Annotated in this window: 14 protein-coding genes; 7 read left to right on the top strand and 7 right to left on the bottom strand. The window is 61.5% G+C overall.

What is annotated here, in order from left to right; translation table 11 throughout:
- Positions 1-211: 211 nt before the first annotated feature.
- The 3 genes from B7X90_RS05215 (at position 212) to B7X90_RS05205 (ending at position 2806) form a co-directional block, all read left to right on the top strand.
- Positions 212-550, top strand: coding sequence for a P-II family nitrogen regulator (locus tag B7X90_RS05215; RefSeq protein ID WP_292622364.1), 339 nt, complete (start codon positions 212-214; stop codon positions 548-550).
- A 147-nt stretch (positions 551-697) separates the two neighbouring features.
- Positions 698-2107 carry a type I glutamate--ammonia ligase gene (gene glnA, locus B7X90_RS05210; protein ID WP_292622363.1) on the top strand — a complete coding sequence of 470 codons (1410 nt, stop codon included), beginning with the start codon at positions 698-700 and terminating at the stop codon, positions 2105-2107.
- A gap of 216 nt (positions 2108-2323) precedes the next feature.
- On the top strand, positions 2324-2806 hold the full coding sequence (locus B7X90_RS05205) for a CHAP domain-containing protein (protein ID WP_292622435.1): 483 nt from the start codon (positions 2324-2326) through the stop codon (positions 2804-2806).
- A gap of 30 nt (positions 2807-2836) precedes the next feature.
- Here B7X90_RS05205 and B7X90_RS05200 read toward each other — a convergent pair whose 3' ends face one another.
- The gene (locus B7X90_RS05200) at positions 2837-5053 is read right to left on the bottom strand and encodes a bifunctional diguanylate cyclase/phosphodiesterase (RefSeq protein WP_292622361.1); all 2217 of its coding nucleotides are present in this window, start codon (positions 5051-5053) and stop codon (positions 2837-2839) included.
- Between the two features lie 232 nt (positions 5054-5285).
- Between B7X90_RS05200 and B7X90_RS05195 the strand changes: the two genes are divergently transcribed.
- Positions 5286-5432, top strand: a complete 147-nt coding sequence (locus B7X90_RS05195) for a lmo0937 family membrane protein (protein WP_292622433.1) — start codon at positions 5286-5288, stop codon at positions 5430-5432.
- Between the two features lie 135 nt (positions 5433-5567).
- The gene (locus tag B7X90_RS05190; protein ID WP_292622358.1) at positions 5568-6992 is read left to right on the top strand and encodes an aldehyde dehydrogenase family protein; all 1425 of its coding nucleotides are present in this window, start codon (positions 5568-5570) and stop codon (positions 6990-6992) included.
- Here B7X90_RS05190 and B7X90_RS05185 read toward each other — a convergent pair.
- The 6 genes from B7X90_RS05185 to B7X90_RS05160 all read right to left on the bottom strand — a co-directional run bounded on the left by B7X90_RS05185 (position 6973) and on the right by B7X90_RS05160 (position 17464).
- Positions 6973-8238, bottom strand: a complete 1266-nt coding sequence (locus B7X90_RS05185; RefSeq protein WP_292622356.1) for a glycosyltransferase — start codon at positions 8236-8238, stop codon at positions 6973-6975. The two genes, B7X90_RS05190 and B7X90_RS05185, sit on opposite strands and share 20 nt — an antisense overlap.
- Before the next feature lie 65 nt (positions 8239-8303).
- Positions 8304-12521: a translocation/assembly module TamB domain-containing protein gene (locus B7X90_RS05180; RefSeq protein WP_292622354.1), complete on the bottom strand. Its 4218-nt coding sequence runs from the start codon at positions 12519-12521 to the stop codon at positions 8304-8306.
- On the bottom strand, positions 12521-14767 hold the full coding sequence (locus B7X90_RS05175) for a BamA/TamA family outer membrane protein (protein WP_292622353.1): 2247 nt from the start codon (positions 14765-14767) through the stop codon (positions 12521-12523). Before B7X90_RS05175 ends, B7X90_RS05180 begins: the two co-directional genes overlap by 1 nt.
- Positions 14727-15584 (bottom strand): arginyltransferase, encoded by an 858-nt coding sequence (locus tag B7X90_RS05170; protein ID WP_292622351.1) that lies wholly within the window; start codon positions 15582-15584, stop codon positions 14727-14729. The genes B7X90_RS05175 and B7X90_RS05170 overlap by 41 nt, the downstream gene beginning before the upstream one ends.
- A 199-nt stretch (positions 15585-15783) precedes the next feature.
- Complete coding sequence (locus B7X90_RS05165) at positions 15784-17034, bottom strand: threonine ammonia-lyase (protein WP_292622350.1); 1251 nt, start codon at positions 17032-17034, stop codon at positions 15784-15786.
- A gap of 52 nt (positions 17035-17086) precedes the next feature.
- Complete coding sequence (locus B7X90_RS05160; RefSeq protein ID WP_292622349.1) at positions 17087-17464, bottom strand: hypothetical protein; 378 nt, start codon at positions 17462-17464, stop codon at positions 17087-17089.
- Between the two features lie 85 nt (positions 17465-17549).
- Between B7X90_RS05160 and B7X90_RS05155 the strand changes: the two genes are divergently transcribed.
- Both B7X90_RS05155 and B7X90_RS05150 read left to right on the top strand, forming a co-directional pair.
- Positions 17550-18470: an NAD(P)-dependent oxidoreductase gene (locus B7X90_RS05155; protein ID WP_292622348.1), complete on the top strand. Its 921-nt coding sequence runs from the start codon at positions 17550-17552 to the stop codon at positions 18468-18470.
- Positions 18467-20158 carry an amidohydrolase family protein gene (locus B7X90_RS05150; RefSeq protein WP_292622347.1) on the top strand — a complete coding sequence of 564 codons (1692 nt, stop codon included), beginning with the start codon at positions 18467-18469 and terminating at the stop codon, positions 20156-20158. Before B7X90_RS05155 ends, B7X90_RS05150 begins: the two co-directional genes overlap by 4 nt.
- Positions 20159-20161: the final 3 nt, after the last annotated feature.

Below are 20161 nucleotides of genomic sequence, written 5' to 3'. Positions count from 1 at the left end.
GACTGCGCAATCTTGCGCATGGTTGAGTTGCACATTCGATTCAAATCTTGCCCTACCCCCGATTTTACGGCTTTCGCGATGCAATACGATAGCCTAGTGAATTGTGACAGCACGTGGCACGATTCTTGTAACGTCGTGTCCACAAACGTGAACAATCTGCCGGTTCGCCAATCTCGTGCGTTCCGGCCCGCGTAGCAGGGGTCTGAACGACGTGAAAAAGGTCGAAGCGATCATCAAGCCCTTCAAGCTCGATGAAGTGAAGGAAGCGCTGCACGAAATCGGCGTATCCGGCATCACTGTCACCGAGGCCAAGGGTTTCGGCCGCCAGAAGGGCCACACCGAACTTTATCGTGGCGCCGAATATGTCGTCGATTTCCTGCCCAAGGTGAAGCTTGAGGTCGTGGTAACTGATGCATTGGCCGACCGCGTGGTTGAAGCAATTGCTGCGGCGGCACAGACCGGACGTATTGGCGATGGCAAGATCTTCGTGATCCCGGTGGAAAGCGCGCTTCGCATCCGCACCGGAGAGCGCAACGACGACGCGATCTGACGATCCCATTTGATTTCAGCCCGATCCGGCATCCGCCGGATGGGGCGCAAATGCGGGGGTGGGCCTGTGGACGGGCAAGCCTCCAGAATACATCCACCCCAGATACCCCCCGGACCTCTCCAACGGGGGCATGAAGAAGGACCAGCAATGGCAAGTGCAAAGGACATTCTCGCCCGCATCAAGGACGAGGAAATCGAGTGGGTCGATCTGCGCTTCACCGATCCGAAGGGCAAGTGGCAGCACCTGACCATGGTCGCCGGGCTGATCGGCGAAGATGAGCTGGAAGACGGCCTGATGTTCGACGGGTCTTCGATTGAAGGCTGGAAGGCCATCAACGAATCGGACATGATCCTGAAGCCGGACCTGACGGCTGTGTACATTGATCCGTTCTCGGCCACGCCGATGATGATCATCTGCTGCGACATCGTGGAACCTTCGACCGGTGAACTTTACGCCCGCGACCCGCGTTCCACCGCGAAGCGCGCCGAAGCCTTCGTCAAGTCGGCCGGTTTCGGCGACACCGTTTACGTTGGGCCGGAAGCTGAATTCTTCCTGTTCGACGACGTAAAGTTCTATGACGGCTATGATGGCAACGGCTTCAAGATCGATGACATCGAACTGCCGACCAATTCGGCCAAGGACTACGAAGGCGGAAACCTGGGCCACCGGCCGCGCGCCAAGGGCGGTTACTTCCCGGTCGCTCCGGTTGACAGCTGCGTCGACATTCGTGGCGAAATGGTCTCGACCATGATCGAAATGGGCCTGCCCTGCGACAAGCACCACCACGAAGTGGCCTCGGCCCAGCACGAACTCGGCCTGACCTTTGGCACGCTGGTGCAAACCGCTGACCGTATGCAGGTCTACAAGTACGTCGTGCAGCAGGTTGCGCACGCCTATGGCAAGACCGCAACGTTCATGCCGAAGCCGATCAAGACCGACAACGGTTCGGGTATGCACACGCACATCTCGATCTGGGAAGCTGGCAAGCCGCTGTTCGCCGGTAACGGTTATGCCGGCCTGTCGGAAATGTGCCTGTACTTCATCGGCGGTGTGATCAAGCACGCCAAGGCGCTGAACGCATTCACCAACCCGACCACCAACAGCTACAAGCGTCTGGTGCCGGGCTATGAAGCTCCTGTGCTGCTGGCCTATTCGGCCCGCAACCGTTCGGCATCGTGCCGCATCCCTTACGGCGCCGGTGCCAAGGCGAAGCGCGTCGAATTCCGCTTCCCCGACGCAATGGCCAACCCATATCTGTGCTACGCTGCGCTGCTGATGGCCGGTCTCGACGGGATCAAGAACAAGATCCACCCGGGCGAAGCCATGGACAAGAACCTCTATGACCTGCCACCGGCAGAGCTCGCAGAAGTTCCAACCGTGTGTGGCAGCCTGCGTGAAGCTCTGGACAGCCTTGAAGCTGACCATGAGTTCCTGCTGCAGGGCGGCGTGTTCACCAAGGACCAGATCGAAGCCTACATCGAACTGAAGTGGCCTGAAGTGATGCGCTGGGAAACCACGCCTTCGGCTGTTGAGTTCGACATGTACTATTCGCTCTGATCCACGCGATCAGCGACAGTGCAAAAGGGCGTCCGGGAAACCGGGCGCCCTTTTCGATTCCTGAATCGCAAAAAAGCGCCGTCTATGACGGACAACACACGACACCGTGATTTTTTCCACATTTAGCGACGAACCGAGATGAACGGTGATTGCCGCAGGATGAACGGAGCCGTGCGGGACTCCCCGAATCCAGCGAAATGTTTAGTCATGCTGCACATGCTAAAGAACGTGGTCGCAGCCTTTCTCGCACTGGTATCCTTCGCAGCCCTGCCCACGGCAGCGCACGCCCGTCTGCAGTGCGTGACTTACGCCCGCCAGATTTCGGACGTCCAGATCCGTGGAAATGCGCGCGACTGGTGGACCAGCGCCGAGGGCCGCTACGAACGTGGTGAAGAGCCGAAGCCCGGCGCAGTTCTTGCGTTCAGCGGCACGCGCGCGATGCCCTATGGCCACGTTGCGGTTGTCCGTAAGGTCGTCGATGATCGACACATTCTGATCGACCACGCCAACTGGTCGCGCCCCGGCATGGTGGAAAAGGGTGTGGTTGCAGTGGACGTTTCTGCTGCGGGTGACTGGAGCGAAGTGCGCGTGTGGTATGCTCCTACCAAGTCCGTCGGTCTGCGCGCCAGCCCTGCCAAAGGCTTCATTTATCCCAACACAGTTACTGCCGAGGCTGAAAGCGACAAGGCCCATAGCTGATCGTTTAGCGCGCTTGGCCGTTCTGCATCGTCACGCCGTGGCGACACGCGTTTCTTCGTGGACTTGCGGAAAGACCAGTGCTTTTGCTTCATCTGCCGGCATAGCCTGCCAGAACAGATGGCCTTGAATCATCTGGCAACCCGCTGCCTGAACCAACGCCCGCTGCATAGGTGTTTCCACGCCTTCAGCCACCACTTTCATGCGCAGCGTGTGTCCCAGTGAAACAATCGCACGCAGGATCGAATGGGCATCAAGATCGGCCTCGATATTCTGCACGAACGAACGGTCGATCTTGATCCGATCGAACTGGAACGAGCGTAGGTAGCTGAGCGAGGAATAGCCAATCCCGAAATCGTCGAGCGCGATGCGGAAACCCCGGTACTTCAAGCCTTTCAGCACATCGACCACATGCTCGCTACGATCCAGCATGACACCTTCGGTCACTTCGAGCACGTAGCGGCGCGGATCAGCGCCGGTCTCGCGCAGCAGATCATCAATAATCTGAAGAAAGTTGCTTGCCATGATCTGCAATGGCGAGAGGTTGACCGAGATGTCGCAATTCGGCCAGTCCTGACATTCGGTAAAGACGCGCCGCAACACCCATTCCCCCAGCGGCATCATCAAACCGGCCTGCTCGGCAATCGGCACGAACAGACCCGGACGTATGGCCCCTCGTTCAGGATGGGGCCAGCGCAACAGCGCCTCAAATCCTTCGATCGCACCATCCGCAGCGTTGACGATAGGTTGATATGCCAGCGTCAGTTCGTCGCGCGCGATTGCCCGACGCAACTCCATTTCCATTTCGCGCCGCAGCTTGACCGAAGCGTCCATATCACGGGTGAACCGGCGATACCGCGCGCGCCCACGCTGCTTTGCACGATAAAGCGCGATATCAGCCCGGCGCAGCAATTCACCGGGATCCTCACTCTGCTCTGGTCCCCAACTGATTCCGCACGACACGCTCACATCAAGGCTATGCCCGGAGATCACGAAAGGTTCGCGGGCAATGGCCATGATCTGATTGCCAAGCATATCTGCAGAAGCACGCCCGCCCGTGGAGCGGCGCAGCAACACAAACTCGTCACCACCAAAGCGCGAAAGAAAATCGCCGGGGGGCAACGAACGCCGCAGCCGCAGGGCAACTTGCCGCACAAGCTCATCACCCACATGGTGGCCGAGCGTATCGTTGACGACCTTGAACCGGTCAATGTCGACATAGGCCACAAAGACATCACCGAGTTCGCGCCGGACGACACAACTTGCCAGTTCCTGACGCAGGCGCTGCATGAAGTGCGCGCGATTGGGCAGGCCCGACATGGCATCGTGCATGGCATTGTGCTGCGCCTGCGCCTCGCTTGCCATCAACTCGCTTGTGGTTCGCCGCATCCGGCGCACGATGATCGCGCCGCCTGCCACCACGCCGACAAAGAACAGGATATAGATTGCCAACAGTGGCGCTGTCTGCCTCAGGATCGCAGGACCTGGTGGCTTGGATCGCCATGAAAGCCAGCCGACGGTTCCACCACGCATATCGTTCAAGGCAAGTTCGTTTCGGCCAGATGCGCGATCGGGGGAAAGCGCAAAGCGAACGTCGTCTAACAACAGCGATGATTGGAGGTCATCGATGATGCGCTGATCAACATAGCGCACCAACACGAGGTAATCAGGCGCCCCCTTGAGGAGGGCGGGTGTCATGTCGGGCAAAACTGGTGCGACCGCAATGATCGTGGGCCGTCCATCGAAGCTGATGACTTCTGATGACCCGCGCGAAACCGGCAGTCCCGCAGAGTCGTAGGGCCACATCACTTCGCCATGACGGCGCCATTCGCTGACCGTTCCACGCGGTGTGCTCTGCTGCGTTGATAGTGTGATGAGATCGCGCACCGTGCGCTCAATTTTGTCATATCGGCAGTCGCCAGAAATCTTCGGGCCTTGCCAGCACCGCACCAGGCCCCCACCGAAGCGCACGTGGTAAATCCGATCAATGCGATGGCTGCCCCAAAAATAGCCGGATATAAAATTCCGCGCCCAATTTTCTGCATCAGGCGCATTGAGCCGCGTTACAGCATCGTCCCAAACCAACTGCAGCTTGGCAGCTTCGAGTATCTGCCGCTCGCTCCGCTCCACGAACCGCTGAACCAGCCGTTGCTCCTCAACACGGGCAAACTGGTCTGCAATATCGGTGGAATTGCGAAAAGCCGCGACCAAGGCCGCCGTCAGCGCCAGCAGCGCCAGAAAAGTGGCCACAACGATCCAGCCGGCATTTGCTGTCCCGGCACCCTGCCGTCGTCCGGCTTTTTGAACGGGTCTCTTCCCCATGTTTTGAGGGTTAGCAACTGGTTGCAAAGAAAAGGTTATCAAAGAATACGCGGCGCGAACTTCTGCAAGGAAAGACTTGGTTCATTCTCCGGCGTGGAACCCGCGGCCTGTTCAAGGATTGGGTTGGTCATTGAGCATACAAATTCTCGGAGAAATGACCATGCTGCTGACCATCGCGCTCGTGCTGTTTGTGCTTTGGGTGCTAGGCGTCTTTGCGTTCAAGATCACCGCCGGAGTGATCCATCTGGTTCTGGTTGTGGCGCTGGTGGTTGGCCTTGTTCAGTTGTTCCGTGGTCGAAGGGTATAATATCGCCCTCCCGTTGAATGATTGACGGAATCTGCCAAGCCAGACGGGTTGCGGAATGCAACGGGGCTGCCTAGCTTCCTAATCTGACTTGGCCGCGCGCGTCTGCGACGGCCCAAGGAATTCGGGAGAATCACGATGCGCGAACGGCTGCAAAACTACATCGACGGCAAGTGGGTCGACAGCGAAGGTGGCAAGCGTCACGAAGTGATCAATCCCGCCACAGAAGAGGCGGTTTGCGCGATCACGCTGGGTACATCCGCCGATGTCGACAAGGCCGTGGCAGCCGCACAGCGCGCATTCAAGACTTTCAGCAAGACATCGCGCGAAGAACGTCTGGCGCTGATGGATCGCATCGTTGCAGAGTTTAAAAAGCGCGCGGGCGATCTGGCCGTGGCGATGGCCGAGGAAATGGGCGCGCCAGTCAGCTTTGCCGGAACCGCACAGGTCGGTGCCGGCATCGGCGGATTCTTGGGGACCATGTCCGCGCTCAAGAACTTCACTTTCATGGAAGACAATGGCGCCTACAAAGTAGCTTACGAGCCCATCGGTGTTGTCGGCATGATCACACCATGGAACTGGCCGCTGAACCAGATCGCGCTCAAAGTCGCGCCAGCCTTGGCGGCAGGCAACACCATGATCCTGAAGCCTTCGGAAGAATGCCCCACCTGTGCCGTGATCTTTGCCGAAATCCTTGACGCAGCGGGCGTTCCACCGGGCGTGTTCAACCTCGTGCAGGGCGATGGTCCGGGCGTCGGCACCGCGATCAGTTCACATCCCGGCATCGACATGGTCAGCTTCACCGGATCGACCCGCGCCGGCATTCTGGTGGCCAAGGCTGCGGCGGACACTGTCAAGCGGGTGCATCAGGAACTGGGCGGCAAGTCCCCCAACCTCGTTCTGCCGGATGCCGATTTTGCAAAGTACCTGCCCTCCACCGCGTCCGGCCCGTTGGTAAACAGCGGCCAGTCATGCATCTCCCCCACCCGTGTTCTGGTGCCGCGTGAACGCGAGACCGAGGCTGCCGCTTTTGTTTCCGCAATGTATTCAGCCACCCCGGTCGGCGATCCATTGCAGGAAGGGCAGCACCTCGGCCCGGTGGTCAACAAGGCGCAGTTCGACAAAATTCGCGGGCTGATCCAATCTGCCATTGATGAAGGTGCAAAGCTTGAAACTGGCGGCCCTGACCTCCCCTCCAATGTCAACCGTGGCTACTACATCAAGCCTACGGTGTTCTCGGGCGTGACGCCGGACATGCGTATCGCGCAGGAGGAAATCTTCGGCCCGGTCGCCACTATCATGGCCTATGACAGCCTTGATCAGGCCATCGAGATTGCCAACGACACCGCCTATGGCCTGTCGGCCTGCATCACCGGAGATCCGACCAAAGCCGCTGAAGTTGCCTCGGCCTTGCGCGCAGGCATGGTGGCCATCAACAACTGGGGGCCGACACCGGGCGCGCCGTTCGGCGGCTACAAGCAGTCTGGAAACGGGCGTGAAGGCGGGCTTTACGGCCTCAAGGACTTCATGGAAATGAAGGCAATCAGCGGGCTTCCTGTCTGATCTTGCCTGAAGACAGCAACGAAAGGGCCGCTCCGACACCGAAGCGGCCCTTTTCGTTGCGCGCTCGCGCGCTGGCCATAGCGCGGGGATATACCTCGCCCAGCAGTTGCTCGAACGTCTGGCGCCATTCGAACCGCCCGGCCACATGCGCGCGCGCCGCGTGCCCCATGGCTTCACGCTGTCCCTGCCAGACGCGCATCACGCCCGCTGCCATGGCCGCCGTATCGTCAACGTCGACGAGCAACCCTGTGCCTGGCACGATCCGTTCGGGCATTGCGCCTGATGCCACGCCGACCACCGGCAACCCGCTCGCCTGCGCCTCGACGATGGAAATGCCGAAAGTCTCGTCAGCCATCGCCGAAACGTAGATGTCAGCCGATGCCAGAGCGCGCACCAGCGCCGCGCGGTCCGCCATGAACCCCGGAAACGCCACCTGCATCCCGCGTGCCTCATCGCGCAGCGCAGCGCGCAACTTGCCATCGCCGATCATCACCAGTCCGGCGTCAAGCTCGCGCGGCAAATCCCGGAACATGGCGAGCAAGCGGTCTGCCCGCTTCTCGTTATCGATTCGCCCGGCATAGACCAGCAGTGGACCTTTCGCTGCCAGCCCAAGCTCGCCACGCCATGCCGGATCGCGCCTTCCAGGGTGGAACAGCGCCGTATCTACGCCGAGCGACAGCACATCCACGTGATCCACGCGATAATCGCGCAACACCTGCGCCATCATCGCACTCAGGGTATAGACGCGGTCAAACTCGCGGTAGGTAACCTGCGCATAGCCCGTCGCCAGTTTGCGCAACCCGCGACCAACGAATTCACCGAACAGTTCTGACCCAACGCGATAGATGTGCGCATTGGGAAAATCGGTGTGATACCCCGCCACGAGCGCAGTACCCGGGAAAGCACGGCGATAGTTGATAGCCGTCCATGGAAGCACCCAAGGACACTGCGATTCGATGAGATCGGGTCGGAATCGCTCCAGCACTTCGCGCACCACCTGTGTGCGCATGATGAAGCGATAATTGGGGCTGCCCCGCACCTGATCGGCACCAACCTCCACCCAGATATGCCGTCCATCCTCGACAATGCGGTCTTCCGGCCCCGGCACGATCTGGAGCAGCCGGTGGGGCGTTTGATCGATCACATATCGCCGCTTCTCTCGCAGATACGTGCCAATCCCACCGCCGCCATGCGGGGCATAGCTTTGCGTGAGATCACAGATCAGCATGGGTTCGGCGGGTGTCATCATACACACCGAAAAGCCACGCCAGCGTGTCAGTTTAACGACGACATGAAGCCAACGTTACAGTGTCAGTAGTCTTTGCTGACCCGCAAGTTCAGGCCCGCATCGCCAATCGTTGACACCGTGCCCAGCAAGGCCAACCAGCGCGTGATGCGGAATTCCACCGATGATGCATTATAGCCTGCGCCATCGGTAATAAGTTCAACGAACACCCGCCGCCCAAGGTATTTCCCCACGGCAATGCTGGTTCCTGATCCCACTGTCGGGTCTGCACCGACGATGCGCAACCGGTCAAGCCCGATTGCCGCGCGCAGCTTGTTGATCGGATCAAGCCCGCCGCCACCGCGCAAACTTGCCAGCGCAGCTGCCAGTTGCACCGCTTCTGGCGCAGAAATCTGCGTGATCGAACTACCGAACAGGATGCGGCTCAGCAATTCCTCCTCCGGCAGAGCTGGGGTGGAGGAGAATGCGATGATTGGCTTGGTGCCGCTGCCAGTAATCGAGATTTTGGCGTTGATGTTGTTGGCATCACCCTCGGCGACAATATCAAGCTGGGGATCGACGGGTACTTCCCCAGCAAAGCGGATGCGCCCGCGCGTCAGCTCAAATCGCTTGCCCGCAAATTCATAACCCCCACGCACCAGATCGGCTGTCCCGAAAATCTGCGGTGCAGCAGTCGATCCGCGCAGGCGGATGTCTGCGCCCCATTCGCTGTCCAGACCAAGCCCGCGCACGTTGATGCGGTTCATGCCTGCCGCGTCGATCATGAAGTTCCACGGCGTAGCGGCCACACGCGGCGGCGCGGCATCGGCGGGTGCGTTGATTTCACGGGTGGCGATGGTTGGCAGTTCGGTCACCGCGGCGGCCTGCCCCAGAACCCAACGCGCCTGTTCGATCCGCACCCGCCCGGCGATCGTGCCGCCCACGCCGTTGCTGACGACACGCAATGGCCCTGTCACCGTGGCACCCATGTCATCACGATTGATGACCTGCGCGTTCTGCGCCGACAGCCTGAGGTCAATGGTCGGCCCATGTTCGGAAAGCTCGGCCAGCCCGATGGTGCCGCTGCCCGAAACACGGCCACCGTTCGGCGTGAGACCGCTGAAGCGCGCGATTTGCAATGACGAGTCGGTAAACGTGCCGGACATAGCAACATCGCGGACATCGGTGCCGGTCAGCGTGCTTTGCACGCGCAGCCCGGTCGATGACACGGCACCACGCAACACAGGAGCCGAAATTGTGCCCGTAATATCGGCCTTCACGCCGACCGGTCCGGTCAGATCGAAAATCTCTACACCGGATAGCCGCCAAAGTGCCTCGGCCGCGCCCGAATAGCGCAACTGCCCGGCAAGTTGCCCTGCCTCAAGCCGGTCCATGAACGCACCGCCGCGCGGCAATCCGCCAATCCGCGCCTGAAAACGGCCACGCACTGCACCACTTTCACGGAATACGGTCCGCATCTGCACAGCATCAGGATCAAGCCGCGCCAGCAGCGCGACGTCCACTGGACGCGACGTCAGCACCAAGCCGGAACGCGAAAGGCCGCGCACCATCAGCGCTGCATTGCCCGATGGCGCGCCCTGCCCGTCGTTGTTGTATTCAACGATGCCCGATGCCACGCCCCCAAGGCCAAGATCAGCCACCGCAATGTCGACCACCGAAAGCGGCATCCGCGCAAGCTGGAGGCGCAATTGCGTTGGCCCGCCCATCATCCGTCCTTCGGCGATCACAATGCCGCGCCCGAAACTGATCTGGGTGGGCGCCAGCTTCCAGCCCTGATTTTCGCCTTCGCCGTCACGGGTCAGAACCGCACGCCGTGGCATGGAAACCTGCCGTCCTGCATATTCGCCCGAAACGTAGGCAACTACCTGTTCGGGGGAGAAAGCAGCCGTGCCCTGAAGCGCAAAGCGCGTGCCTCTACGGCCCGCAACCGAAGCGGTCACAGATCCGCTGCCATCCTGCAGATAGGCCGAAGCCGCCAGCCGCCCGATGAACACTTTGCCCATGCCGATCCCCTCGGCGAGCAGATTGCCTTGAATGGTGGAACTACCGTCCTTGATCAGGCCGCTGGCATCGATGGTTGCATTGCCGATGGACAGTGCCCGCGTGCCGCCAAACTTGGCGTTGCGCGCAGTGACATCGGCATCAAAGCCCTGTCCGCCTTCACGCGGCGCAAGCTGGATTGTTCCGTTCAACCCACCGCCTGCCAGCGCAATCTGGCCGGAAACCCCATCATCGCCCAGCGTAACACCGCCAGTCACATCGGTCTGCCACACACGGAACCGCTCGATCTTAACGCGGGTCGCCTGCTGCGGTGGCATGAACAGGCCAAAGGTGCCGTTGAATGGGCCGAGCGTCGACTGGCCCTCGGTTTCAATGCGGAAACCTTCGGCTATCGGTGCCAGCGCAACGCGCACATCTTTCAATCCCGCGGCGGGCAGCGGATTGGCCAGCACCAGCACCGCATTCGGCCCATCGGCGGTCATCGCCGCCTCCACCGTAAACGCGCCATATTCGGTATGGCGTCCGCTTCCAGTTAGCGAGGCTGTGCCACCGGGCTGCACACGCCCATCGAGTGCCATCTGCAACTTGGCTGAATTGACCGTGGCCTTGCGGAACGTGAAAGGCACCCGCTCACCCAGCGCAATGCCACCAGCGAAACGCACACCGCCGCCTGTCAGCGTTTGCAGCGTGGCATTGTTGATCCGCGTCATCCGTCCGGCAAGGTTTGCTTGCAGCGTCCACGGGACAGCATTGCCCACCTTGAACAGGATCTTGGCCGTGCCGTCCACAGCACCAAGGTTTTCTACGGCAAACCCGAGCGCCACAACTGGCCCGGCGAGCGCATAGCCGCCGCGCGCCATGTCGCCCCGCAGCGAAAGCTGCGCGCCAAGGCCCTTCATGGTCAGGGTCAGATCATCAGATGTGAGGCGATTGCCCTCGAACACCAGTTCGCCACCAAGGCGTGCGCCGGGGAAGCGCGGATCAATCATCGCGTTGCCCGTCACCACCCGCCGCGCCGTCACCGCCAGCGGCAGGACAAAGCGCTTGCCGTCCCACGTCGCGGTGCCTGCTGTCTGCAACCCTTGCGCATCAAGCGTGCCGAGCTTCATCCGCTCCACCGCCACCTTGTGCTCAATCGCAAGGTCGGAGAACGCGCCGTCCAGCGTGGCGTCTATGTCGACACCCACCAATTCAGGCGTTGCCAGCACCAGTGCGGGGCGCAGCAACCTGGCTTTCACCCGCAGCGCATCGGCCTCGTTGTTCGCAAGGTCCAGCCCGCCCTCGGCCGATGCCTTGAACGCCGTCCCTGCAGTGCGAAACGTTCCCTTGAAGGCATTGTCTGCAAATGTACCATCGTAAAGCACAGACAGTGCCTCACCCACGGCCTGCCCTGCCGTGCTAGGCAGCAACTTTTCTGGCCACACCTGTCCTGCAAGCCGATAATTGCCCGCACGATTGCCCAGTTGAAATGCCGCCAGCTTGCGCCCGTCCTGCGTGGCATAGGCCAAGCCGTCCCAACGCGACCAACCGCCGCTGCCGAAGACACGTGCCTTGATATCGGATTTTCCGCCCGCCATCGCGGCAATCACGCCGTCCTTCGGGGCATCATAGACCAACTGCAGATCAAACTTGTCCCGATCAGGCTCGCTGTCGAGCCGGAAGGCGATCTTGTCCTTGCCACCAAACACGGCGTCCACATCGACAATCGCATTCCCGCCGCGAATATCGGCCTTGGCCAGCACATCCACCCGGCGCTTCTGCCCGGCCATCGCTTCGGACACGGTGAGGTTATCGATCACCAGCTTGTCCACGCGAATGTCAAAGTCAGGTAGGATCGGCGCGTCAGGATCCTCGCTTGGTCGCAAACGCGGCGCGCGGCGCAGCGTTCCGCGATGAAGCGCCAGCAGCCGCACATCCAGACCGCGTTTCAGCCATGAAAGCGGGCGCCAATCCAGCTCGGCCTCTGGCACGGTCAGGAACACGCCTTCGGGATCACTCACCCTAACATCGCGCAGCTTCGCCTCGCCATAGATCGAGCCATCGATGCGACCGATTTCTATGCGCAGGCCCGAACCGGGTGTTATTGCAGCAATCCTGTCTGCCACAAGCCGGTGGCCCAACGAAGAATCGAGCACTGTCAACGCCGCCAGCACAAGTGCAACGCCTGCAACCAGCAGGATCGCCAGCCGCTTGCCCAAGCCACGCACTATGGCGGCCCCGCGCGAACGGGTGGGAGCGGCAGGCTCTTGGGTTTCAAACGCTGGTGGCAGTTCTTCGGCCATCAGAATGCCTGCCCCAGCGCGACATATACGCCGATGCGGCTATCACCCGGCGATGGATTTAGCGGCGTGCCCAGATCGATGCGGATCGGGCCGAAGTTGGTTTCATACCGCACGCCGATACCCGCGCCGACCTTGATATCACGCAGACGCGGCGTGCTGGTCGTATCGACAGCGCCTGCATCGATGAACGGCACCACGCTGATTGCACCGCCCAGCAACCCAGTCTTTACGCGCGCTTCCAAAGAAAACTCGCTGAGTGACCGTCCGCCACTCGGCTCACCTGCCGTGTCACGCGGGCCGATCAACTGGAAGCCATAACCACGCACCGAACCGCCGCCACCGGCATAGAACCGCCGCGACGGCGCGATATTGGTGATGTCGGTGCCAAGGATCGTGCCAAGCCGCACACGCGATGCCACCACCAGCTTCTCACCGAATGGCTGATAGTAGCTGGCGTCAAACTGCACCTTGCCATAGCTCGACCGCAAGCCATCCTGCACCGAAACTTCAGGCGATCCACGCAGGCCGACGCGGAAGCCGCGTTTTGGATCAAGCAGACTGTCGCTGCCATCATAGGCCACCCGCATCGGCAGTGCGCCGATGAAGTAGGTTTTGCGCGGTTGATCGGCCAGTATCGCCGCCGCATCGCGCTCACCCGTGGCGAGGATTTCAATACCGGCGGCAAAGACCAACGGCTTCTGGAAAAGGAGGGTCTGCTGCCGTTCAAGCCCAGCGGTGAACGATACAGTGCGCGCCTGAAACGCGTTGCTCACCTGATTGCGGGCATAGAGATCGGCGTTTAGCACCAGATCGCGGGTGAGGAAATTATTGCGGCGGAAAGTTGCGCCTGCCAACTGCTCCTGCGTACCCACCACGCCGCGCGCCCGCACCATGCCTTCGGGCGGGAAGAAGTTGCGGTGCTCCCAACTCGCCTCAACACGGAAGCCTTCGCCGCTGGAATAACCGACCAGCCCGGCCAGAGTCCGCAACGGTCCGGGTGTCAGCGCCACGTCAACATCCACGGTGCCCGGCTGGCCACCGGCAGGGGTTGCAGCTTCACGTGTTTCAACGGTGACGGAAGACACCAGCCCCGTAGCAAGTATCGCTTGCCGCAGATCATCCACGTCAGACTTCTTGTAGCGCTCGCCGGGGTCGAATTTGGCGATGCGCTGCAGGTGCTTTCCGCTCAGGAAATCCTCGCGTGAAGACGTGACCTTGCCAAAAGCGTAAACACCACCAAGTGTCACGGGCACAGTCAGATCGCCTTCGCGGCGCTCATGGTCGATCAACAAGTCCGGCTCGGCCACCTTGGCAAAGGCGTATCCGGTTTCACCCAATGCAGCCTGCAGATTCAGCCGCTCGGCCACGATCCTGTCGGAATTGATCGCATCGCCGCTCTTCAGCTTGAACGCCCCGCGCAGTGCCTCGGCATCCGCGCCCGCTGCCTGCAAATCACCGAACGCCAGCGTGCCGAATTTATACTGCGGCCCCGGCTGCACATCAAAGCGCACAACCACTTTCTGCACATCGATCGGACCGCGCCGAGTGCCAGCGGCCTCGCCCTCCGCACGCTGGCCCAACCCGCCCAGCGATTGGAACACGCTCGCATCATAATAGCCATGCACCCGCATGATCTCGACCAGCAGTTCGCGGTCGGTCCGTCCACGGCGGACAATCTGGGCAAGATTGTCGTCATCATCCTGATTGGTCTTGAGGCTGGAAAGCGCAGCAAAGCGGGCAACAATGTCTGCCTTTTCAACCACCGCACCCTCGCCGCGCGGGAACGCCAGCTCAACCTGCTTGCCCACGCGTTCGATGTCGGCATCGGCCAGCTTTTCGACCGCTTCAGCCTCAGCCTGCCCCGGCAGTGCTTCTACGGCCGCGTCGGTGGTCTGTTCAGCCACCTCGATATCAGGATCGGGGGAAAGCGGCTCAATGTCGGGAATTTCGCTACCGTCGGGCCAAGCAATGGTCATTCCGGGCAATTCCGGCATTTCCACATCGGTATCGATCGCGCCCACTTCAGCGTCTGTCGGAGCGCCATTCCGCGCTGCCTCGGTATCAAGCGCCCAGGCATCGGCGTTCTGGACGGCCGAATCCGGGATCAGCGCCTCAAGCTCCTGATCCGCGTTCATCGATTGCGCGAGTACCTGCCCCGGCAGGGCCAGCATCATCAGCGCGGCAATCACCCGCACCAGAGGGCGTTCAGATGTGGGCGTAGCGTTCCTGAGCGCCGTGGACGCCATCCTTGAGGCTACCCTCGACCGGCTCCACCCCAGTGCGGTCACGTCGCAGGGCAACTGCGCGTTCGATGGCATCGGCTTGTGCAGCAGGTTCAAACCGTTCCCAGCCATCGCGGCCCAGTTTCTCCATAGGCCGGAAGCGCACTTTGTACTGCATACGCTCTGAACCCTCGACCCAATAGCCGAGATAGACATAGGGCAGGCCAACGCGGGCTGCGCGTTGGATGTGGTCAAGGATGATGAAAGTGCCAAGCCCGGACCGCGTCTCGTGTTGTGGATCGTAGAAGCTGTAAATCATCGAGAGGCCATCGCCCTGCTCGTCAGTCAGACAGGCTCCTACCAGTCTTCCCGGCGAGCCGTCTAGGGTTGGCTCCCTGTATTCAATAACATAACTCTTGACGGGTGTGTGCTCCACCATGTCCGCGAAATCCATCTCGTCCATGGCGGCCATCCCCCCGCCGGGATGACGCACGGCAAGGTAACGCTGCAACAGTTCGAATTGTTCCGGGGTGGACCACGGCTTGCACACATTAACTACAAGATCATTGTTGCGCTTCCAGATGCGCTTCTGCGTGGACGATGGCTTGAACGATTCGGAGACCACGCGCACCGACACGCAGGCCATGCAATCAATGCAGCTTGGGCGATAGGCCACCGTCTGGCTCCGCCGGAAGCCAATACGACTCAACGCGTCGTTCAACTCGTCGGTGTTCTGCCCCTTCAGCTCGGTGAAGACCTTCCGCTCCTGCCGCCCCGGCAAATAGGGGCACGGCGAAGGGCTGGTCACGAAAAAGCGAGGGAAACGGACGGGCGCGGTCACGGCGTTGCGATTGCTCCTGAGGCCGGACTGTCCCGCCTGTCAGTAACGAACATGCCCCAGCAAACGCATTCGTAAAAGCCCCTTAACCATCAAATCCCGCACAATTACGGCAGAAACCCATGCCGAAACGGCGACAATACGGCACGACGTGCCGCCAGTCCGAATACAGGACACCGCGCTTTCAAGGTGTTAACGCGGTTCAGCCAAGCTCCACCTGCTCCACGTCATACCCCTTCGAACGCAAACCGGCCACCAGAAGGTCGATCTGCTCCCGGTCACGCGCCTCGCACTCGATCTCCGCAGTCAGGCCCTTGGCCGGCAGCGATGTGAAGATGCGCTGGTGCCACACCTCAAGGATGTTCACCTGATAGCGGTTGAATTCCTCCACCACCTTGAACAGCGCACCCGGCCGGTCCTGCAACGTGATGCGCAAACGGCCCAGCCGCCCGGACCGCGCCAGATCGCGCAGCAGCACGTTGGCCAGCAGCCTTGTATCGATGTTGCCGCCACACAGCACCACGCCCACCTTACGCCCGGCAAATCGCTTGCGATGCGTCATTACCGCCGCCAAGCCCGCCGCGCCCGCGCCTTCAACCACGGTCTTTTCAATCTGCAGCAGCAGCGCCACGGCACTTTCCAGCGCCGGTTCGCCCACCAGCACAATGTCATCCACGATCTGCGCCAGCACGCGCGAGGTAAACTGCCCCGGCTCCTTCACCGCTATGCCTTCGGCCAAAGTATCGCCACCGCAAGGCAGATCCAGATGCTTCAGCTTGGCATACATCGAGGGGAACAGTTGCGCCTGCACGCCAATCAGGCCGATCCCAGGCTTGATCCCGCGCGCCGCTGTACCCATGCCGGTCAGCAGCCCGCCGCCGCCGATGGGGACCACCAGCGTTTCGATTTCGGGGGCATCTTCAAGCATTTCGAGCGCGACGGTGCCTTGCCCCGCCGCCACGCGAGGATCGTCAAAGGGGTGAACGAAGGTCAGCCCCATTTCGCCTTCCAGCTTGCGCGCATGGGCATAGGCTTCATCAAAAGTCTCGCCCTCCAGCACGACCTTTCCGCCCACGGCCTCGGTCTGCATGATCTTCACGGTCGGCGTGGTCTTGGGCATCACAATGGTCACCGGAACGCCCAGCCGCGTGCCGTGATAGCTCAACCCCTGCGCATGATTGCCTGCCGATGCCGCAATCACACCGCGCGACCGCTGCTCCTCATCCAGTTGCAACAAGGCATTGAGCGCGCCCCGCTCCTTGTAAGCGGCGGTAAACTGCTGATTTTCGAACTTGAGCCAGATGTCGGCCCCGGTAATCGCGCTCAACGTCTTGCTGTACATCGTCGGCGTGCGCACGACTTGTCCGGCAATCCGCTCTGCCGCCGCACGAACATCGGCGAGGGTCAGCAGGGCATCGCCCTGTGTTGAGGTCTTGAGCGCTGTGTTTTCCATGCGCTGCGCCCTAACGGAAAGCAGCCATCAAGAAAACCACTGATAGCGCCGATCAAGCCTGCTGGTCTTGTTCGATAATCCGCCGGAACACCGCCACCGGCACGAGTGCCGCCATGATCGCCACAGTATCAGCCAGCCAATCGCGCCAGTCCGAATCGCGGTAAAGCACTGGCACGGCTTGAACCACCTCAATCCCCGCCCCCGCCAGCGAGAGCCAAATCACCGCTCGCACCAGCGTCAAACGCGGCCAGCCCACACCCGCCAGCACGGTCAGTGTGAAAAAGGCCAGCATGTGCTGCACCTTGTCACCCAGTTCCGGCCCCGGCAACTGCGGCGGTTTGGGCAGCACCGCCATCGTCAGCGCAAAGATCAGCGCAGGCCAGAACAGCAACCGCGCCAGCCGCGAAAGGGTGAGAAGAAAGCCTTGCATCGCCGCCGCTTATGCTGCGCCGCAACAGAACTGACAAGTGCGCGCGGGGCTTCCCCCACGCCGGAAACCGGATATGAAGCACGGCATGACCGACGAAACAGCAGCAGCCTCTCCGCCCCAGAACGTCTCCTTCCTCGGCCTTGGCACGATGGGCGGCGCGATGGCCCGCCATCTCGGCCATGCCGGTCACCGCCTGACCATCTACAACCGCTCCCCCGCCCGCGCCGAAGCGTGGCAGGCCGCAAACCCCGGAATCATGGTCCACGTGGCCACCAGCCCCGCCGAAGCGGCGGACGGTGCCGATGCGGTGATCACTTGCGTGGGCAATGACGATGATCTGGCCGATGTCGTGCTCAGCCCCAATGGCGTGTTTTCCACCCTGCGGCGCGGCGCGCTCTATATCGATCACACCACCGTTTCGGCCCGCATCGCCCGCCAGATTGCGGTTGAAGGCCGCGACAAGGAACTGCTCTGTGTCGATGCTCCGGTCACCGGGGGCCAATCCGGCGCAGAGGCCGGAACGCTTGCCATCATGTGTGGCGGCAGCGCCAAGGCAGTCGATGCGGCCCGCCCGATCCTGTCCGCCTATGCCAAGCGCGTGGTCCATGTCGGCAAATCGGGCGCCGGGCAAACTGCCAAGATGGCCAACCAGATGTGCATAGCAGGGGCCATCGCAGGCCTGTCCGAAGCCATCCGCTTTGCCCAGATCGCCCACCTCGATCTCGACAAGGTGTTCGAGGCAATCTCGGGCGGCGCGGCGCAATCGTGGCAGATGGACAACCGCTTTCACACGATGGCCAAGGACGAATTCGATTTCGGATTTGCGGTAGACTGGATGCGCAAGGACTTGGGCCTCGCCATGGACGAGGCGCGCAACCTTGGGGCCAGCGTCCCTGTCACCGCGCTGGTCGATCAGTTCTATGTCGATGTGCAGGCCATGGGTTACGGGCGCGAAGACACCAGTGCTCTGATCCGCCGGTTGCCGCGCCGGAAGGGCAAGGCATGATGCTGATCCGCACCGCACTTGCCGCACTCCTCCTCACCGCCTCGCCTGCTGTCCTTGCCGATACGCTGGTTGATAATGTGGTTGGCCGTACGATTGGCGCGAACGGTCAGGTCGAACAGTTCACCGGCTTGCTGTTCGACGATGCAGGCACGATCAAGCGGGTGATCCGCAGTGGCGACAAGAAGCCCAAGCCGCGCAAGGAATATCAGTACCATATCGACGGCAAGGGCCGCGTCATGCTGCCCGGTATGATCGATGCGCACGCCCATGTGATGGACATTGGTTTTGCAGCGCTCAGCCTTGATCTGTCGGAAACTACCTCGCTGGCCGACGCGCTCAACCGCATTGGCAAGTTCGCCGCCGAACACCCTGATCGTCCATGGATTGTCGGGCGTGGATGGAATCAGGAGCTGTGGAAACTGGGCCGCTTTCCCACAGCGGCTGAACTGGACGTCGTCACCGGTGGCCGCCCGGTCTGGCTCCAGCGCGTTGATGGCCACGCAGGTTGGGCCAATTCCGCCGCTCTCAAGGCAGCAGGCGTCACCGCCACCACGAAAGACCCGGCAGGCGGCAGCATCGAACGCGGGGCCGATGGCGCGCCTGCGGGCGTGCTGATCGATTCCGCGATGGAACTGGTCGGCGCCAAGGTGCCGCCCCCCCGCGCCGAAGATCGCGACGTTGCCTTCGCCACCTCACAGCAGATCCTGTTCAAACGCGGCGTAACCGCCGTGGCCGATATGGGCACCGGGATAGAAGATTGGCAAACATATCGCCGCGCTGGCGATGCCAACCGGCTCTATGTGCGTGTCATGGCCTATGCTGCTGGTCCAGATCAGATGACGTTGATCGGTGGCCCTGGCCCGTCGCCCTGGCTCTATCAGGACCGGTTGCGGTTGAACGGAGTCAAGCTCTATCTCGATGGCGCGCTCGGCTCGCGCGGCGCGTGGCTCAAGGCCCCATATGCCGATGCGCCAAACACGCGCGGGTTGCCGCAGCTGAACCAGACGCAGCTTGGCAATATCATGAGCCGCGCGGCGATGGATGGGTTTCAGGTTGCAGTCCACGCTATTGGCGACGAAGCCAACGCCACGGTCATTGGCGCGATCAGCGACCTGTCGGGCACCTACAAGGGAGATCGGCGCTGGCGCGTTGAACACGCCCAGATCGTCGATCCGAAGGACTTTGCAAAATTCGCCAGCAGCGGCGCTATCGCCTCGATGCAGCCGATCCACCAAACCTCGGATCGCCTTATGGCCGAAGCACGCTTGGGGCCGGACCGCCTTGCCGGGGCCTATCCATGGAAATCCCTCAAAACCGCAGGCGTCCGCCTCGCCTTCGGGTCTGACGCGCCGGTGGAACTGGCCGATCCGTGGGCAGGCCTTGCCGCTGCGATCAGCCGCCAAGGGCCGGACGGTCAGCCTGCAGGTGGCTGGCAGCCGCAGGAGCGACTGAGCGCCGCCGAAGCGCTCGCCGCCTACACGGCGGATGCGGCTTATGCGGGCTTTGCCGAAAGCAAATTCGGCCGCCTCGCCCCCGGCCTGCGCGCCGATTTCGTGCTGGTGGACGTTGACCCACTTGCCGCCAGCGCCGCACAAGTGCGTGCAACCAAAGTCAGCGAAACATGGATCGGTGGCGGTCGCGTCTGGTCGGCAGAGGAAGGCACCACGGCTGGAAAGCCCGCGAACTAGCCT

The sequence above is a fragment of the Novosphingobium sp. 17-62-19 genome, assembly GCF_002256775.1.
Classification (GTDB): domain Bacteria; phylum Pseudomonadota; class Alphaproteobacteria; order Sphingomonadales; family Sphingomonadaceae; genus Novosphingobium.
Note: the sequence above shows the minus strand (reverse complement) of the source record. Positions and strands in the feature narration are given on the sequence as shown.

Excerpts from the sequence above, each read along its gene's own strand:
- B7X90_RS05155 (WP_292622348.1), top strand. The coding sequence starts at position 17,550 with ATGACCGACGAAACAGCAGCAGCCTCTCCGCCCCAGAACGTCTCCTTC.
- B7X90_RS05205 (WP_292622435.1), top strand. The coding sequence starts at position 2,324 with ATGCTAAAGAACGTGGTCGCAGCCTTTCTCGCACTGGTATCCTTCGCA.
- B7X90_RS05185 (WP_292622356.1), bottom strand. The coding sequence starts at position 8,238 with ATGACACCCGCCGAACCCATGCTGATCTGTGATCTCACGCAAAGCTAT.
- B7X90_RS05165 (WP_292622350.1), bottom strand. The coding sequence starts at position 17,034 with ATGGAAAACACAGCGCTCAAGACCTCAACACAGGGCGATGCCCTGCTG.
- B7X90_RS05150 (WP_292622347.1), top strand. The coding sequence starts at position 18,467 with ATGATGCTGATCCGCACCGCACTTGCCGCACTCCTCCTCACCGCCTCG.
- B7X90_RS05195 (WP_292622433.1), top strand. The coding sequence starts at position 5,286 with ATGCTGCTGACCATCGCGCTCGTGCTGTTTGTGCTTTGGGTGCTAGGC.
- B7X90_RS05175 (WP_292622353.1), bottom strand. The coding sequence starts at position 14,767 with ATGGCGTCCACGGCGCTCAGGAACGCTACGCCCACATCTGAACGCCCT.
- B7X90_RS05180 (WP_292622354.1), bottom strand. The coding sequence starts at position 12,521 with ATGGCCGAAGAACTGCCACCAGCGTTTGAAACCCAAGAGCCTGCCGCT.
- B7X90_RS05160 (WP_292622349.1), bottom strand. The coding sequence starts at position 17,464 with ATGCAAGGCTTTCTTCTCACCCTTTCGCGGCTGGCGCGGTTGCTGTTC.
- glnA (WP_292622363.1), top strand. The coding sequence starts at position 698 with ATGGCAAGTGCAAAGGACATTCTCGCCCGCATCAAGGACGAGGAAATC.
- B7X90_RS05190 (WP_292622358.1), top strand. The coding sequence starts at position 5,568 with ATGCGCGAACGGCTGCAAAACTACATCGACGGCAAGTGGGTCGACAGC.